This window comes from Pseudomonas sp. FW300-N2F2, from assembly GCF_017351655.1.
Taxonomy (GTDB): domain Bacteria; phylum Pseudomonadota; class Gammaproteobacteria; order Pseudomonadales; family Pseudomonadaceae; genus Aquipseudomonas; species Aquipseudomonas fluorescens_AA.
The window spans coordinates 1279402-1296710 of the sequence record NZ_JACNDQ010000002.1 but is presented as its reverse complement, the minus strand read 5'-3'; the positions used below and the strand labels follow the sequence as shown (position 1 = coordinate 1296710).

Below are 17309 nucleotides of genomic sequence, written 5' to 3'. Positions count from 1 at the left end.
TCGAATCCTTCTACTGATGCACGGCGAGCTGGTAGGCCGTGTACTTACGAATGTTGATCACGCCAGTGTCGAAAATCAGGTATTGGCCCTTGATCCCCAGCAGCGTGCCTTCGGCGATCGGGTTCTTGTCCAGGTTGAAGCTGACGATCTTGGTCGGGTACTGCTCCACCGGATAACGAATCTCGATGGGCTCGACGTCCGCTATGGTCTGGATCGCTTGCAGGCCGAATCGTTCCTGCAAGCCCTGCAATCCCTGGGCGCAGCTTTCGAACAGCGAATCGCGGATCGCCGGCAGGTCCACCGCTGTCGCGTCGCCCTTGAGCAAGGCGCGCCAGTTGGTCTTGTCCGCCACCTGGCTGCGGAACAGGTCCTCGACAAACCCTGACTGCTGGCGCGTGGCGACCCGCAGGATCGGCAGCGCCTGGCTGGCGCCCTGGTCCAGCCAGCGGGTCGGCAATTGCGTGGCACGGGTGATGCCGACTTTCACGCCGGAGGAATTGGCCAGGTAGACCACATGATCGGTCATGCAGAATTGCTCGCCCCAGGCCGGGTCACGGCAGGTGCCCGCGTCGAAATGGCAACGCTCCGGGCTCATGATGCACAGGTCGCACTGGGCCAGCTTGGTCATGCAAGGGTAGCAGTAACCCTGGCTGAAGCTGGTCTTGGTCCGGCGTCCGCAATGGGTGCAGTGGATCGCACCGAGGTACTCCAGGCGGATCGTGCTGCCGATCAACGGGTTGACCGGCACCTCGACCTCGTCCAGGCGAAAGGCGTATTGAACGGTCGGCCCGTCAAGTCGTGCCGACATCTTGCTGATTGCACCGCGGCCAATCTCGATCAATGGATGGCGTCCGACTTGAACAGGATATTGGGCACTTCGGTCGACTTCGACTGGCATTCCTGCGGGCCCATGTAACCGGTGCGCTCGTCTTCGGGCAGGTTCTGGATTTCCCAGGCGATCATGGCCTGCAAGGACAACTCGCGCTGCTCGGCGGTGAGCTTGTTGCCGTCGGCCCATTTACCGATTTCCACGGCCAGTTTCAGGCTGCGGTAGATATCGGGGGTGATGTTCTCGATCATTTCTGCAAAAGACGACATGTTAAGCAATCTCCAATAATGTCGTGGGTTTCCAAGGCAAGGCACGACTGAAAGCCGTGTGGCCACCCGCTATTTAGAACTCCCTGGACAGCTTGACCTGGGCCAGCTCTTTTTCCAGGGAGCGCCTGAATATCTGTGGCGCGGCAAAGGTGTACACGGCAAACCCCAGCCATAGCCAATCAATCACCTGGGCCACCTGCGGGTAGCCCTGGGCCGTCAGGGTGATGACCACCACCCGATAGACCACGAACATGAGCAACAGCACCACGATGGCGCGACTGGCGCTGCGCTCGCTCATCCAACTGTTGAATCGCCACCATGCTCCCAAAAACAGACTGCTGCGGGCCTTGACGGCAGTCAGCAAGTGCAGCGCGGCCCGGTCATTGGCGTTTTCCTGCAAGGCCCAGATGGCGTGCTCACGCGCGCCCTCGACGTCACCCTCGCGCAACGACAGATGCCCAAGCACCACCACGGCCCCGGTATGCCCCGGTTCGGCCTGCAAGGCCTGGCGGGCGAACTGATGCGCCCGCCCCCAGTCGCCGCTGGCACGATAGAACTGGGCCATGGCAACCAGGTTGGACGCATCGTCGGGGCCCAGCTCCAGGGCTTTCTCCAACGGCTCGCGGCTTTGCTCCAGGCGGCCGGTCAACTGGTAAAGATCGGCCAGCGTGCGGTAATTGACCGGATTGAGCGGTTCCATGTCCAGCAACTGGGTCAAGTGTTCCTGGGCCAGTTTGAACTTGCGCAGGGCAATGGCAACCTGGGCGGCAGCGTAATGGGCAAGCGGCAATTGTGCATCGGCCGCCAGCGCCAACTGCACCTCGCGCCTGGCGGCATGCACACGGCGCATATTGATCAGGCAGACCGCCAGCAACGCATGGGCTTCGGCCGAATCCGGATCGCTCGCCAGCAATTGGCGCAGCGCGTCGATGGCGCCGTCGTAATGGTCGGCTTGCAAGCGTTGATACGCCAGTTGCAGCAGATAATCGGTATTCATCAGCTCATCACCAGATACCAGAGAGTGGCAGGCACCCACTTGATGACCATGCCCTTGAGCACGAACGCGCCCACCAGCACGACGGGCAAGCCAAAGCGGTTCAGCACGCCACCGTAGTACTGGTAGATCTCGATGGTCGCGTTTTGCTGCATGAACAGCAGGTAGCCGATGGCAAGTTTCCACACCACCAGGGTCAACAAGGCGTACTGGATCTGCGCCTGGTTCTGGATGTAACCGGCGTCCACCAGTTGCAACAGCGCCGCGCCGATAAGCAGGCTGCCCACCAGGCAAAGGCCGGCCAGCAGCCACTCACGTACGCGGGTCGGACTGCCCACCGCAATGGCGTTGAAGACAAACCACGGCAAGCCGAGCCAGGCGCCTCCCAGCATCAGCCCCAGCAGCGGCCAAAAAGGCGAGACGGCCCACTTGGCCAGGGCGCCTGGGCGCGGTTCGTCTTCAATGCGATAACCACCGTACTGCGCCATCAACGGCCCTTCCCATGTTTGTCGAGGAAGGCCAGCACCTCGTCGTACTGGTTGCCTTCATTGGCATAACGCGCGTAATTGCGCGCCGTAGTCAGCCATTCCAGGGTGGTTGCCCGCACTTCCTTGAGGGCCTGCTTGAAATGCCGGTCGCAGATCGGTTGTTCGCTCGCGCCGCTGATGGACTCTTCGATCGCTTCGTCAGCGGCGGTTTCCACCAGCTCACCCAGGTCCGCACCGGAAAAGCCCGACGTGTTTTTCGCCAGGAAGGCAAAGTCGATGTCCTCGGCCATCGGACGGCCTGCCATCATCAATTTGAGCATGGTTTCCCGGGCCGGCCGGTCGGGCGGCGGCACGAACAACACCCGGTCAAAACGCCCCGGGCGCCTGAAAGCCGAGTCCACCGACCAAGGCACGTTGGTTGCCGCGAGGATCAGTACGCCGTGGTTGTCCTTGGTAAAACCGTCCATCTCGGACAAAAACTGGCTGACCAGTTTCGAAGAGGTCGAATCCCGGGTATTGGAACGCTTGCCACCCAAGGCTTCGACTTCATCGAAAAACATCACGGCCGGGGCCTGGGCACGAGCCTGCTCGAACAGCGCGTGCAACTTGCGTTCGGATTCGCCGATGTACATGTCCAGGACATCGGAAATAGCCACGTTGAAGAACGTCGCCTTGCACTCCCCGGCCGTGGCCCGGGCCAGCATGGTCTTGCCACATCCCGGAGGCCCGTAGAGCAAAACGCCGCCGCCGACCCGCTTGCGAAAGCGCTGGAACAGGCCGGGCTTCTGGTAAGGCAGGATGATTTTCTTGTGAATGGTTTTCTTCAGCTCGTCCAGGCCACCGATGTCATCGAAGGACAGGACTTCCTTTTCCGGCACCAGCAGGCGACGGACTTCGGTCTGGTCGGTGTTGTCATTGGAGATCACGCGCAAGCGCGGACGCCCTTGTGCAGCGGAAAAGTCGGTCACGGATACGTTCAACCGACGCCATAGCGCCATGTCTTCAAGGGCCGGGTTGGCATCCACCGCGGCACGGTACTCCACCTGGGCCTCCTTCATCTGCTCGAGGGCCGCGAAGGCGCGCGCCCTGAGCATCCGCGCGGCAGGCTCGTCGCCTTCAATCAGGCCAAGAGCCCGTTGCGCCTGGCCTGCGGCGATACATAACCCGGCAGCGGCCATTTTCAAGGCCTGGGCATCGCTCCATTGCTCAAGATCGGCAGGAAGCAACTCAAGCCCGCGCGCGTACTCGCTGCGCTCGACACTGGCGTTGAGCAACAGTGTCAGCAGTGCGACGTTGCCGGGCGCAGCAAGGAGCGCGGCCTCCAGCTGGTCGAACGTCGAATCATCCATGGCACTTCCTCAAAAAATGCGTTCGCGTGACAGACAGTTTCATTGCACCACCTCCGGCCGCTCGACATCGACCCAGACGAACTTGTGCGGATCCAGGCGGGTTTCCTGGTCGAGGCGATAGGCGACCAACTTGCCGTAGAGCACCGCGCTGTAATCCAGGCAGGCCAGGTTCGGGCGGATCGGCGCGGGTTTGCCGCTGCGCCAATAGTGACCGACGAACAACAGCGGCTCATCGACGCCATAGCGCAGCAGGTTGTTTTTTTCATCCGGCGACAGCGGCGTGCGAGCCACCGGTTCCGGCAAGGCGTCGGGCTGGAACACGATGTCGCCGTAAGTCTGCGGGTTGTCTTCCCAGAACTTGGTGCGGAAGAACGAACGGGTCAGGCCATCGCCACCCGTCAGCGTCAGGCCGTGGGGCAGGCGCATGTCCGTACCGCGCAGCAAGCGATCGAACACCGTGCAGGCAAAACTGCCCGGTTGCGCCGAGGCCTGGAGGAAGTGCTCGTCGACACAACCGTCCGGGAACAGGCCCCGCAGTGGTTCGATCAGGCCGGCATCCCAACAGGCGTGCACCACCCGGAAGCGGCCAGCATCGACAAACAGCGGCAGCGCATAGAACCATTCGAGAAAGTCATGCCAGTCGCCGGGATGCTGCTCGAACTGGGTCAGTGTCTCGTTGAGCAGGCGGGCATGGCGCGGCGTGTGTTCGCGCACGTAGCGCTGGCCACTGCCCGGCAATGCCGGTGTGCTCCAGCCCAGGGCGTTGAACTCGTGGTTGCCCATGATGCACAGCGCTTGGCCGGCCATGACCATGTCATGAACGATGTGCAGCGCCTCGCGGATCCGCGGGCCACGGTCGATGATGTCCCCCAGGAACACGGCCATGCGCGACGGATGCCGCCAGACCCCGCCCTGCTTGTGGTAACCGAGTCGGTCCAGCAGGTGTTCCAGGGTCAGGGCGCATCCGTGCACGTCACCGATCAAATCGTAACTGCGCGCAGGATCGAGCATCAGTCGCCTCCACCCCCCAACCGACTGCCCCAGCCAAGCTTGGTCCGGCAGACTTCGTAGTAATTGTGATCCAGCGGATGGATCAGGCGCAGCTTCTGCGCTTTTTTGCTGACGGTGATGGTGTCACCCGGCGCGCAGGTGAAATGGTTCTGGCCGTCACAGGACACTTGCGGGTAGATCTGCATATCCTTGGACACGACGATTTTCAGCTCACTGTTGCCATCGACCACGATCGGTCGCCCAGACAAGGTATGGGGGTACATGGGCACAATCACAATAGCGTCGAGCTTGGGATGCATGATCGGCCCGCCGGCCGACAGCGCATAGGCGGTGGAGCCGGTGGGGGTGGCGACGATCAGGCCGTCGGCTTTCTGGCTGCAGACGAACTGGCCGTCGATGTACAGCTCGAATTCGATCATCCGCGTGGATTTACCAGGGTGCAGCACCACGTCGTTGAGGGCATCGCCCTGGCCGATGGCCTCGGCATGACGGCGGACCTCGGCCTGCAGCAGGAAGCGGTTTTCCACCAGGTAGTGGCCGTCCAGGACCTCGGCGACCTTGATCTCCAGCTCGTCGGGGCGGATATCGGTGAGGAACCCCAGGCTGCCCCGGTTGATCCCCAGCACCGGGATGTTGTGTCGTGCCAGGGCCCGGGCGGCCCCCAGCAGGCTGCCGTCGCCGCCGACCACGATGACCATGTCACAGACTTCGCCGAGCATCTTGCGCGACGACGTCTGCAGGCCATGGCCCGGCAGGACTTCGGCGATGGTATCTTCGAGGATCACATGCAGGTGCCGCTCCAGGAGGAAACGTTTGAGACGGCGAACGGTGTCCAACACCTGCGAACTGCCCAGGCGACCGATGATGCCGATATTGCGAAATTGCTCCATGAGGCTCCTGCGAGGGTCTGCGGCGGGCGAAAAACACGATTATGGGCGAAAGCGCGCCGTAGACAAAATCCTTTAAGCCTTCAGCGCAACGGCTATGCTCGCAAGATGATCCTGTTCCCTGAATTGCTGGACTTGCCCCGACGCTTGCACCATCCCGAAGTGCGCGACCTCGCGTGGGCGATCATCGCCCCGCCGATGCTCATCGACACGCCCTGGCCCCAGCGCCATCCCCTGGCTGGCAGTGATTGGGTGCAGGAGCCTGGCCGACTGGAACACTGGCTGCGGCAACTGGACCGCGACAGCTACCCATTGCTGCACTGCCTGTCCCAAGGGCGAACGCGCCGCCTGGGCCTGTATTACGAAAGACTGTGGCAGTTTGCCGTGCAGCATGCCCCGGGCATCGAATTGATCGCCGCCAACCTGCCGATCCGACGCGAAGGCCATACCCTGGGCGAACTGGACCTGTTGCTGCGTGATCGCGACGGCATCCACCACCTGGAGCTGGCTATCAAGTTGTACCTCGGGCCCCAGCACGGAAACGGGCTGGACGCCGCGCAATGGCTGGGCCCGGGCTGCCATGACCGGCTCGACCGCAAGCTGGCGCATCTGCGCGAGCACCAACTGCCGATTTCCGCCCGCCCGGAAAGCCGCGAGGCCCTGGCGGCACTGGGGATCGAGCCCTCTGGCCTCGAGCTGTTTCGCTCCGAGCTCTGGCTGGGCGGGTATTTGCTCTACCCCTGGCCGGGCCAGGCCGAACCACCGGCCGGTGCCCACCCCAGGCATTTGCGCGGCCGCTGGCTGCATCAACGGGACTGGCCTGCGTTCATCGCCCAACGTCCGCCGGGTCGCTGGCAACCCCTGCCCCGCGCCGCCTGGCTGGCCCCGGCGCATTATCCGGCCGAGCAAACCTGGAGCACCGCGCAACTGGACGCCTGGCGAATGGCCCTGGACCCTATGGCGCCGGCACAGTTGATGGTGCGCCTGAGCGAAAACGCCGAGGGTGAGTGGGAAGAAGCCGAGCGGGTGTTCCTGGTGGCGGATCGTTGGCCGGATGTGCCGGGCGGTGGCTGAGCCTTGTGCTGCCTGTCAGGCCCTCATCGCGAGCAAGCTCGCTCCCACATTGGAAAGCACTTTTCTGCAAAAGTGAGTTCCCACACTGGAATGCACGCCCTTGTGGGAGCGAGCTTGCTCGCGATGAAGCCAACTCGGTCCTAGAAGGACAACCGCACAGCCAACGCCGCCAACGTCACCAGCAACACCGGCACCGTCAGCACAATCCCGACCTTGAAGTAATACCCCCAGCCGATCTGGATATTCTTGCGCGCCAGCACATGCAGCCACAGCAACGTCGCCAGGCTGCCAATCGGCGTGATTTTCGGGCCCAGGTCGCTGCCGATGACGTTGGCGTAGATCATCGCCTCCTTCACCGCCCCGGTGGCCTGGCTAGCATCGATGGACAAGGCGCCGATCAGCACCGTCGGCAAGTTGTTCATGGCCGACGAGAGCAGCGCCGTCAGCACACCGGTGCCCATGGCCGCGCCCCACACGCCATATTCGGCGAAACCGTCGAGCCAATGGGCCAGGTAACCAGTCAGCCCGGCGTTGCGCAGGCCATAGACCACCAGGTACATGCCGAGGGAAAAGATCACGATCTGCCAGGGCGCTTCCTTCATTGCCTTGCGGGTGGAGATCTTGTGGCCGTGGGCCGCGACCGCCAGCAGCAACGCAGCACAGACCGCCGAGATCGCACTGATGGGAATCCCCAGCGGCTCCAGGGCAAAGCAGCCCAGCAGCAGGATCACCAACACTGCCCAGCCGGCATAGAACGTCGCCTTGTCGTGGATCGCCGTCGCCGGATCATCCAGTTGATCGGGGTCATAGTCGCGCGGGATGTCGCGGCGAAAGAACCACAGCAGGATGGCCAGGCTGGCCGCCACACTCACCAGGTTCACCGGCACCATGACCGCCGCGTAGCGGTTGAAACCAATGCCGAAGAAGTCCGCCGAGACGATGTTCACCAGGTTCGACACCACCAGCGGCAGGCTCGCGCTGTCGGCAATGAAACCAGCGCCCATCACGAACGCGAGGGTCGCCGCCGGGGAAAACCGCAGTGCCAGCAGCATCGAGATCACAATAGGGGTCAGGATCAACGCTGCCCCGTCATTGGCAAACAACGCCGACACCAGCGCCCCCAGCAGCACCATGAACGCAAACAGCTTGCGCCCGCTGCCCTTTCCCCAGCGGGCCACATGCAGGGCCGCCCAGGCGAAGAACCCCGCCTCGTCCAGCAACAGGCTGATGATGATCAGCGCGACAAACGTACCGGTGGCGTTCCAGATGATCTGCCAGACCAGCGGGATATCACTGACCTGCACCACCCCGCTCAACAAGGCCAGCACCGCGCCCAGCGTCGCGCTCCAGCCAACGCCCAACCCCTTGGGTTGCCAGATCACCAACGTAATGGTCAGCAGGAAAATCAACGACGCGATGAGCATGCGCTACAGCCTTGAAAAAGGGATGGGAAAAAAGTAATCAGCAGCAACGCGCCACCGGACGATCAGGCATGACGCTCAAGCGCTGCACATCCGCTGTCAGCCAGGCGGTACTGGCCGCCAACGCCTGCTCCAACATCGTACTGACCCAGGCCGGTAACTGCGGGTGCTGGCGGTAATAAACCCATTGCCCCTGCCGCCGGTCGCTGAGCAGCCCAGCGTTGCGCAACTGCGCCAGATGCCGGGAGATCTTCGGCTGGCTCAGGCCCAGCGCGGCGGTGAGCTCACAGACACACAACTCGCCTTCACGGGCCACCAGCAACGCAATGCGCGTACGGGTGTCATCGGCCAGGGCCTTGAAGACATCGACGGGATTGGGGGAATCGGGCATGGCGTGGGCAAGCCTGGGATGAGCGAATGGCGAATATATGGATATTCGAATACTCAGTAAAGCCCTGGGTGGATCGCGCAAAACGCTTTTGTGGCGAGGGAGCTTGCTCCCGCTCGGTTGCGCAGCGACCGCCAAAAGGGGCCTGCTGCGCAGTCCAGCGGGAGCAAGCTCCCTCGCCACGGGGTACGGGTTATGTCAGCTAGCGCGGTTCGCCATTATCCGGCGGATACCCAGCGCCACATGTCGCCGCAAACCATTTGGTTAAGCAGTCAAGATCCGCTTTCTTTATAGCTGGCGAATGCGAATATTATCCACATCGGTGATCCCAATTTCTGTACTGAACCCCAGCATATCGATTGGAGCGTCAGGTGTTAAGACAGTTGAATATGGCTCCCAGCTATGCAGAGGATAGATGAGGAGGCTAAATTGTCGCTGCCCGGATCCATTGCCAAAAAAAACCAAGGGAGTGGCGCCGGAAAGGCTGCGGCAAACAAAGCTAAGCTCATAGCGAACACCCTGCTGGAGTGAAATACGCAACAATGCTCCCCCGTGGTCAGCTGGGGCCTCCCGCCCCATTCGGCCAAAATAGTTACCATCCTCATGAACGACTTCAAACAATTTTGCATCTTCCCAACCATTAGCATTCCCACCATCAAATGGGGTGTAATGATCCACCGTCCGCTCTTCGTTTCGAACCATATAGGTCCGCAACGGAAAAGTAACCGCCTCACTCTGGCTGTTGCTGCGATTGAAAGTAACCCGCAACACCACCTTCAACTGAGATCCATCACGCAGTTTCTCAAGCTCGGCCCGAGGAATCTCTTTAGACAGCCCGGCAGATACTTCGCCCTGGACAACTTCTTTATTGGTGTAAAGCGTAATCGTATAGTCAGACCCATCGCTGGCGACCCCTTCGCAGCTTAGCCAGACCCGCTGGCCGGCGGCAATCAGCGGCCAAGGCGCCGCCGTGACACGGGCATCCTCCGTGAAGCTACCCAGGTCCAACTCACTACCAATCCCCCCCTGCGCCGCCTCCGGAATCAACGGCATCGCCAGGCTGGCCGCAGGCATCGCCTGTACATTCAGCGTAAACGAATCCGAAGGTGGCGACTCCACGCCAGCCTGGATCACCGTATAGGTGACGGTCACCGCCTTGCCCAAGCTAAACGCCACTACGCTGTTGTCGATCGGCACTTCCCAGCCGTCCCTGACCGGCCATTCGCCCGAGGTGTACGAACCCTCGGCCGGCGTGCCCGGGGCGCCGGTCCAGGTGACTTTCAGTTTGTCGTCAGGCAGCAGCGCGGCATTGGCCGGTACCACGATGGTCAGCGAATCCTTGGCACTGACCGGGTTCAGGGTGGCACCGTTGGCCTCTTTCACCGAGGGGGCCGTCAGTTCCAGGTCCGAACCGACCGTCAGGTGCCGGACGATGGAGTTGCCCAGGAGCGTAGCGCCACGGGTAATGGAGTAGCTGACATCCACGGTGCCGTTCAGGTTGCCGCTCACATAAGTGAACGGCACGGTAAAGGGAACCGCCTTGCCCGCCGTATTACCCGTCAAGGTTCTCGACTGGTCCGGGGCATTGCTCATTGAGCCGCGCCAGCGCAGCACGACAACATCCTCGGGTAGGGTTGCGGTGTAGGTGGCGATGACGTTGGCGCCGATGGCGGGGTTGACGTCGTCCGGGTTCAACACGTCGTTGGGTGCTTCCACGACCGTAGGAATCGGCAGCAACGGCGCCGCGGCACCCACCGTCAACCTCAAGGACTCCGACTCGGGTTGACCGTTCACGCTGTAGTACACCGTGAGCGAGCCGCCCTCGAGGCGCTTGACCTGCTCTTTGTCCAGGTTCGCCAGCACCGGCGCGCCAACCGCCTCCCCGCCCACGATGGCCGTCACTTCATGATAAGTCGGAAGCGTGGTGGAGGTACGACCGTCGCAAATGATGATGATCTCATCGCCAGCGACACGTCCCGGATAGTAGGGAACGGAAAGCGTATAGAAATTCAGGTCCGGGTCCAGCGTGCCGCCCACGGCTTCCACAATGTCGGGGGCCAGGTATTGGCGGGTATCGCCGATCACGGTCACGGAGGTGCTTTTCGACGGAAGGTCCCTCTCGCCACTGCGGGTCCGCACGTAACCCACCGTGGCCCGCCCTTTGGCGATCGCCGCGACATCGGCATAGGGGATGGTGAAATCGTAGAAGTAGGGAATGGTTTGAACCGTTTCCTCCAGCGGGCCAACGATCACCGGTGAACTGTCGGCGGCGGTGCCGCGCCAGGTCATGCGCAAGAGATCTCCGATGGCATGCTCATAGCGGTTGGCGGTAACCCGCACAGTGACCGGATTTCCGGCCAGTTCGGCGAGGTCGATTTCTTCAACGGGAAAACCATTGACCAGCACCAACGGCGGATCGAGCCGGTTATTGTTCAGATCCACCAGAACATGGGTCACCGCCGACCAGCGCCAGTAGCCGCCTGGGTAGTTGCCGCATTCATCAACCACCTGATAGGCCACGGCAAGGGCATCGCTGTCTTCGGCAAACTCGATGACCTCGAGGGGGACAGTGATGATGATCTCCTCGTCCTCCTCCCCTTCGGCCACCGTGCGGTAGATGTTTTGCGTGCCCCAGGCCAGATTGATCCTGTCATTGCGGCGCATGAACTTGTAAGGCTTGATGGTCACCGGCACACCCGCCGCAGCCTCTTCGGGGCCAACGCCATTTTCAATAATGTCCTGGGGAATCGAGTACTCCAGGCCCGAGTGGCCCGGTGTGCCCTGGTCTTCATCGTAACCGCCGGGTGGGTCGAGTTTGACCAGCAGCTTCCACTTCGGCTCCGACTTCAGGGGATCCGCGGCGCCTGCGGGCAGCACACTGTAGAACACAGGGAAAGCGTCGCCCCTGACGATATGCCCCTCATCGATACGGAAAACCAGACGGTAGTCTTTCTGGTTTGCGTCGATATTCGTACTCCAGACCGGGGTGGTTTCGTCGTTCCAGTAGAGTTTGAAGGCATCACCGATCTCCATGTTGTTCCAGGGATCGACAATGCAGAGCAACCCGCCTTCCACCAGCCTGGCCGGGATGCCGGCGTCATAGTCCTCCACCGGACGCGTCCAACCCGGGAAAATGGGTGGGCGAAGGTCAAGCAGCGTCTGGTTGTCGGGCGAGCAACGCGGGGGGAATCGCTTTTCCATGGAGAACACCTCGATGGTTGAGGGGCTGCCCAATAAAACAGTAGAGGCGCAGTGAACGTGAGGTGATTAGGACGCACTGGAATGAGAGCGTCTACTGTCAGAGTTGACAGTAGGGTGGGGATTTAAAGCGATACATAAAACCCGTGGCGAGGGAGCTTGCTCCCGCTCGGTTGCGCAGCGACCGCCCAAAGGGGCCTGCTGCGCAGTCCAGCGGGAGCAAGCTCCCTCGCCACAGGGTTTCTGAAATCTCGGTTATCAGGCCTTCTTATGCTGCTCGACCCACTTGCCATAGGCATCGATGAATTTCTGCAAGAATGGCCTGACGGACTCCGACAGGTTGCCCGCCTCGTCGAACGCCGTCCCGGCGTTACTCAGGTAGCCTTCCGGCTGCTGCATGCAGGGCACGTCAAGGAACACCAGGGACTGGCGCAAATGATGATTGGCGCCGAAACCGCCAATGGCACCCGGCGAAGCGCTGATCACCGCGCCCGGTTTGCCACTCAGGCAACTCTGGCCGTAGGGACGCGACCCCACATCGATGGCGTTTTTCAACGGTGCCGGCACCGAACGGTTGTATTCCGGCGTGACGAACAACAAGGCATCGGCCGCGCCCACCTGCTGGCGGAAAGTGCTGTAGGCTGGCGGTGGGGAAACATCGATGTCTTCGTTGTAGAGCGGCAACTCGCCAATCTCGATGATATTCAGCTTGAGGTTGGCTGGCGCCAGGTCAGCCAGTGCCAGCGCGACCTTGCGGTTGATCGATGCCTTGCGCAGGCTGCCCACCAAAACGGCCACTGTGTAGACATTACTCATGAGAGGCTTCTCGACTGTCGGCTCAAAGGAGCCTGTAGTTATAGATGATCGGGGTGACAATTGGACCAGTGGAGCGACAAAAACCGGCCGGCTGGACTATTTTTTTCATGTAGGAAAACTTACCGCGCTTGACCAGGGTCTACAGAACCGCAAATCGAGTGATTTATTTCCAGAGGTTCTAAGCAATGGCAGCAGTACTTGTCGGACAATTTCATGCGCGGGACGCCGAAGGTCGCGTCTATTCGGTGCATGAGTTTCAGGAATCGACCCCGTCGCCCGACGGAAATGGCAAGGAGCCTGTCACTACCTATAAATTGGCTATCGGTGATCGAGTCAACAAACTCGACGACGGCAAATTTATTCTCGTGCAGTCTCAAATCGAATTGACGCGCGAACCGGAAACGCCATTGCCCACTCAAACGCCCACTGAAACGCAAATAGCTTCATAACCGTTGGTTATGAGCAGAAGTCATGCCCGGACTTGGGTTAGGATTCAGCCAATCAATGGCTCACCCGCCGAACATGGACTTCTTGCATGCGTTTACGCCACATCGAAGTGATCCAGGCGCTGCTGCAGACCGGCCACCTCGGCACGGCGGCCGAATGGCTGCAACTGCCGGTGGCGGAGGTCGAGGCGATATTGCGCGATGCCGAGGCCCAATTGGGTTTCATGCTGTTCGCCAGCGTGCGCGGTCGTTTGCAGGCGACCCGGGAAACCCTTGAATTGCGCGACGGTATCACACGGGTGTACGACACCCTCGAGCCAGTGCAGCGCCTGGCCAGCAGCCTGAAACACCATCAGGCAGCGCCCTTGCGCATTATCTGCACACCACCGCTGGCCCAGCAGTTGCTGCCCCAGAGCATCGCTGCCTTGCGTCGTCGTCATCCGGATGCGCCGTGCACCCTGCTCAGCCGACCGACCCGCGACATCGTCCACAGCCTGCTGTTGCGCGAAAGCGACCTGGGCCTGAGCCTGCACGACCCTGAACATCCCGACATCCATTGCCAGATGATCGCCCAGGGCAAACTGCAATTGCTCGCGCCCCACGGCTGGCTGCAACCCCGTCAAAAATATATTTCGCTTCAGGACCTGGCGGGCCAGCCGTTGGTGGGCCTGGATGGCCACGACCCGCTGAGCCCTGCATTCGAGCATAAACTGGCGGCGCTGCGACCGGCGCCCATGATCCAGCTCCGCGTCCAGACCCATCAGATGATGCGCGCCATGGTCGAGGCCGGCGAAGGCCTGGCCATCGTCGACCCGTTCACCGCCTCGGGCGCCAAGGACGGCGGCCTCGACGTCTGCCCGGTATCGCCCGCCATCGCGATCGGCCTCTATGCCTTGAGCCTCAACGGCGCACCCTCTTCACCCGCCCTTCAATCGCTGCTGGAACGGGTTACGGAACAAGCCGAGGCGTTGCTGAGCCACTGATCGACATGCCCAGTGGGTCGTCGAACAGCCGGTACCAGAACAGCGCGACTTCGGCGGTATGCCGGTCAATGCCGCGATAGCGCAGGTGATCGATACCACCCAGCACGTAACCGCAACGCTCATAGAGCCGACAGGCGCCCAGATTGTTGTTCTGGGTCTCGAGCATGATGCCCGGCAGTTTTTTCTTGCGACTCCAGAACTGGGCGACATCGAGCAACGCCTTGGCCACTCCGTGGCGACGGGCCGGGGCGTGTACCGCCAGCTCGTCGATGTGGGCATAGCCGTTCCAGTTGGTGCTGACCACCAGGTGCCCGACGGGCTGGTCATCGAGGTAGGCCATGAAGATCTCGCTGTCCGGGGCATCGCGGAAGCTGCTGAACTCTTCGGGATCGATGCCATAGCACTTGCGATAGGGAACGATGGGCGTCACCGGCCATTGGCTGACGGGACGGCCAATCTGCGCCGTCACGTAGTCGCTGACTTCAAAGCTGAAATCGCTGCCCCAGATGTAGGCGGCAAAGCCATCATCGACGATGCGCACCGACAGCCCGGGGTGCTTGGGATTCATGACCGGTTGCATACTGGGGAAGGTCCTCATTCCTTGAAGCACCCAACGGCGTGGTGCCATCCATTGCCCTTGTCTTTCAAATCATCACACATCAAGCGGAATCCGTACCGTAGCCTGCCCGTTACCTCAGGGTAGAAGGTCGTGGCGATTGTGGCGAGAAATGAACAATGGGCGCCCCTGCGGAAACGGGCTTGATCGCGATGGCGGTAGTCCAGCCTGCATCAATGCTGGATGTGCCGCCGTCATCGCGAGCAAGCTCGCTCCCACAGGAGGGGTTTCATCAGTGCGTGGCGGCCTGTGCCTCGGCCAACTGCGTCCACAATGCCGGAGCACCCGCGGACTTGGCGATGGCTTCCAGACGCGCGGCATGCTCGGCCAGGTCGCTTTCGCTGGCGCGGATGATCCGCGATGGCTGGCGGTCGGCGGGCAAACGGCGAATTTCCGTGGCCTGGTTGCCGGAGCCTTCGCCGGTGCCGTTACCGTCCGAGGCGTTGCCGGCCAGGGACAGGCTGGTCTGGCCGCCGGTCATGGTCAGGTAGACGTCGGCCAGGATCTCGGAGTCGAGCAAGGCGCCGTGCAGTTCACGACCGGAGTTGTCGACACCGTAGCGCTTGCACAAGGCGTCGAGGCTGTTGCGCTGCCCCGGATGCCGTTCCCGGGCCATCATCAGGGTATCGAGGATGGTGCAATGCTGGGTGATGTCGGCCCGGTCGTGTTGCCCCATCAGGGCGAATTCGTTGTTGATGAACCCCACGTCGAACGCCGCGTTGTGGATGATCAACTGCGCGCCCTGGATGAATTCGAAGAACTCATCGGCCACTTCGGCAAAACGCGGCTTGCCCACCAGGAATTCGTTGGTGATGCCGTGGACGCCGATAGCGCCCTCGTCACTTTCACGGTCCGGTTGCAGGTAAACGTGGAAATGGCGACCGGTCAGGCGCCGGCCGATCAGCTCGACACAACCGATTTCAATAATCCGGTGACCATCGGTCACCGGCATGCCGGTGGTTTCGGTATCCAGTACTACAGATCTGTTGGCCATCAGTGTTCAGCTCTCAACGGGCAGTCTTGCAAAAGCGCGGATCTTAACACGCTCACGCCAGTGCATCCGCAATGTCCTGTCAGCCAGGCTTTTTTATGACTTGGCGCTCTTGTGGCGAGGGAGCTTGCTCCCGCTCGGTTGCGCAGCGACCGCCCCAGGGGCCTGCTTCGCAGTCCAGCGGGAGCAAGCTCCCTCGCCACAGGTGTCATCCTGTCCAGATCCTGACAACACCCCTATCAGGCCTGCTTGTAGCCCCGCACCTCATCCACCCCACGGTTGGCCAACTGGTCGGCCCGTTCGTTGCCGTGGTGGCCGATGTGGCCGCGCACCCATTTCCAGGTGACGTTGTGGCGGTTGACCTGCTCATCCAGCAGCTTCCAGAGGTCGGCGTTTTTCACCGGTTCCTTCGCCGCCGTCTTCCAGCCGCGCTTCTTCCAGTTGGCCATCCACTCGTTGATGCCTTTCATCACGTATTGCGAGTCGGTCACCAGCAGTACGTCGCAAGGCCGCTTGAGCTCCTCCAGGCCACGGATGGCGCCCATCAGCTCCATGCGATTGTTGGTGGTATTGGCTTCGCCGCCCCAGAGCTCCTTCTCCACGCCCTTGCACACCAGCAACGCGCCCCAGCCGCCCGGGCCGGGGTTGCCCTTGCAGGCGCCATCAGTGAAGAGTTCTACGCTATCGCTCATGCCAATCTATCCAGAAAAAATGCAAAGGCCAGCCGATCAGGCGGTTGATGCCTGTAGTCGAAAGGCCGGCCAGGCCTGCTAAAAGGGGTTATGGCTCGATGTGACGACGATTGACCTTGGCCATAGGCAAGGGAATCAGCTTGCCCATCGGCTCGCGTCGCGCCTGACGCACCGGGCGCAGCCCGACCGCGATCTTGCGCGCCACCAGCAGGTAGAAACCACCGCCGGACAGCTGCCAGTCGCCGGCCTTGCGCTCCCAGCCGGCCAGGCGAGCCTGCCACTTGGGTGACGCAAGCGGCGGACGATAGCACCCGAAGCGGCGTTTCTCCAGCGCGAAGCCCAGCAGGTTGAGCCAGTCGCCGACCCTCGACGCCGAGATGCAGCGGGCCTGGCGCAAGGCGTCGTGGGCAAACACATGACGCAACCCCCAGGTGCTCCAGGGGTTGATACCGATGATCAACAGATGCCCGCCGGGGCGCACGCTGCTGGCGGCTTCACGCAACAAACCATGGGGCGACAGGCAGAAATCCAGGCCGTGCTGCATGACCACCACGTCGGCGGCATGTTCGCTCAGGGGCCAGGCCTGCTCCTCGCAGACGATTTCCACCCCGGGCAACGGCGCCCCCAGGCGTACGTTGCGCTGGACCTGCGGTGCCGACGGCGGCGTTTGCGCCGAAGGCCCGTAGTGCACCAGATAGCCGCCAAAGAACCGGCCCAACTCGTCTTCGAGCATGCGCCGTTCCTCTTCCAGCAAAAATTGCCCGACAGGGCCGGACAGCCATTCACGGGCGGCGCTGATCAACGCCAGCCAGTCAGGATCAGCCTGAGCGAACGCTTCATCGGTCATTGCATTCTCC

At 61.7% G+C, this 17309-nt stretch carries 18 protein-coding genes; 3 read left to right on the top strand and 15 right to left on the bottom strand.

Features of this window, described 5'->3' with window-relative positions; all coding sequences use genetic code 11:
- Positions 1–10 precede the first annotated feature (10 nt).
- The 7 genes from J4E63_RS20510 to J4E63_RS20480 form a co-directional block, all read right to left on the bottom strand.
- Entirely contained in the window at positions 11–841 is an 831-nt protein-coding gene (locus J4E63_RS20510; protein ID WP_060741983.1) for a DUF2797 domain-containing protein, read from the bottom strand.
- Entirely contained in the window at positions 838–1098 is a 261-nt protein-coding gene (locus J4E63_RS20505; RefSeq protein ID WP_207283157.1) for a YeaC family protein, read from the bottom strand. Before J4E63_RS20505 ends, J4E63_RS20510 begins: the two co-directional genes overlap by 4 nt.
- A gap of 73 nt (positions 1099–1171) precedes the next feature.
- Positions 1172–2095: a lipopolysaccharide assembly protein LapB gene (locus tag J4E63_RS20500; protein WP_207283156.1), complete on the bottom strand. Its 924-nt coding sequence runs from the start codon at positions 2093–2095 to the stop codon at positions 1172–1174.
- Complete coding sequence (locus tag J4E63_RS20495) at positions 2095–2580, bottom strand: hypothetical protein (protein ID WP_207283155.1); 486 nt, start codon at positions 2578–2580, stop codon at positions 2095–2097. Before J4E63_RS20495 ends, J4E63_RS20500 begins: the two co-directional genes overlap by 1 nt.
- Positions 2580–3929, bottom strand: a complete 1350-nt coding sequence (locus J4E63_RS20490) for an ATP-binding protein (protein ID WP_207283154.1) — start codon at positions 3927–3929, stop codon at positions 2580–2582. The genes J4E63_RS20495 and J4E63_RS20490 overlap by 1 nt, the downstream gene beginning before the upstream one ends.
- Positions 3930–3968: 39 nt before the next feature.
- Complete coding sequence (locus J4E63_RS20485; RefSeq protein WP_207283239.1) at positions 3969–4943, bottom strand: metallophosphoesterase; 975 nt, start codon at positions 4941–4943, stop codon at positions 3969–3971.
- Positions 4940–5830: an NAD(+) kinase gene (locus tag J4E63_RS20480; protein ID WP_003180647.1), complete on the bottom strand. Its 891-nt coding sequence runs from the start codon at positions 5828–5830 to the stop codon at positions 4940–4942. The genes J4E63_RS20485 and J4E63_RS20480 overlap by 4 nt, the downstream gene beginning before the upstream one ends.
- 105 nt (positions 5831–5935) lie before the next feature.
- Here J4E63_RS20480 and J4E63_RS20475 point away from each other — a divergent pair, with 105 nt between their 5' ends.
- Positions 5936–6901, top strand: coding sequence for a DUF1853 family protein (locus J4E63_RS20475; protein WP_207283153.1), 966 nt, complete (start codon positions 5936–5938; stop codon positions 6899–6901).
- Between the two features lie 140 nt (positions 6902–7041).
- On the opposite strand, the gene J4E63_RS20470 is transcribed toward J4E63_RS20475, so the two are convergent.
- From J4E63_RS20470 to J4E63_RS20455, 4 genes are all read right to left on the bottom strand, one after another.
- Entirely contained in the window at positions 7042–8325 is a 1284-nt protein-coding gene (locus J4E63_RS20470; RefSeq protein WP_060741978.1) for an arsenic transporter, read from the bottom strand.
- Between the two features lie 37 nt (positions 8326–8362).
- Positions 8363–8713, bottom strand: coding sequence for a metalloregulator ArsR/SmtB family transcription factor (locus J4E63_RS20465; protein WP_207283152.1), 351 nt, complete (start codon positions 8711–8713; stop codon positions 8363–8365).
- Positions 8714–8998: 285 nt separating this feature from the next.
- Positions 8999–11911: a hypothetical protein gene (locus tag J4E63_RS20460; RefSeq protein ID WP_207283151.1), complete on the bottom strand. Its 2913-nt coding sequence runs from the start codon at positions 11909–11911 to the stop codon at positions 8999–9001.
- Between the two features lie 255 nt (positions 11912–12166).
- Entirely contained in the window at positions 12167–12724 is a 558-nt protein-coding gene (locus J4E63_RS20455; RefSeq protein ID WP_072404556.1) for an NADPH-dependent FMN reductase, read from the bottom strand.
- A 185-nt stretch (positions 12725–12909) separates the two neighbouring features.
- On the opposite strand from J4E63_RS20455, the gene J4E63_RS20450 reads away from it, so the two are divergent.
- The gene (locus J4E63_RS20450) at positions 12910–13173 is read left to right on the top strand and encodes a hypothetical protein (protein WP_072404558.1); all 264 of its coding nucleotides are present in this window, start codon (positions 12910–12912) and stop codon (positions 13171–13173) included.
- An 86-nt stretch (positions 13174–13259) separates the two neighbouring features.
- The gene (locus J4E63_RS20445; RefSeq protein ID WP_207283150.1) at positions 13260–14153 is read left to right on the top strand and encodes a LysR family transcriptional regulator; all 894 of its coding nucleotides are present in this window, start codon (positions 13260–13262) and stop codon (positions 14151–14153) included.
- Here J4E63_RS20445 and J4E63_RS20440 read toward each other — a convergent pair.
- The 4 genes from J4E63_RS20440 to J4E63_RS20425 form a co-directional block, all read right to left on the bottom strand.
- Positions 14119–14733 carry a GNAT family N-acetyltransferase gene (locus tag J4E63_RS20440; protein WP_103308052.1) on the bottom strand — a complete coding sequence of 205 codons (615 nt, stop codon included), beginning with the start codon at positions 14731–14733 and terminating at the stop codon, positions 14119–14121. The two genes, J4E63_RS20445 and J4E63_RS20440, sit on opposite strands and share 35 nt — an antisense overlap.
- Before the next feature lie 268 nt (positions 14734–15001).
- Entirely contained in the window at positions 15002–15763 is a 762-nt protein-coding gene (dnaQ, locus tag J4E63_RS20435) for a DNA polymerase III subunit epsilon (protein WP_060741972.1), read from the bottom strand.
- Between the two features lie 236 nt (positions 15764–15999).
- Positions 16000–16452, bottom strand: a complete 453-nt coding sequence (gene rnhA, locus J4E63_RS20430; protein ID WP_030142629.1) for a ribonuclease HI — start codon at positions 16450–16452, stop codon at positions 16000–16002.
- A gap of 88 nt (positions 16453–16540) precedes the next feature.
- Positions 16541–17299, bottom strand: coding sequence for a class I SAM-dependent methyltransferase (locus tag J4E63_RS20425; RefSeq protein WP_053119806.1), 759 nt, complete (start codon positions 17297–17299; stop codon positions 16541–16543).
- Between the last annotated feature and the right edge of the window lie 10 nt (positions 17300–17309).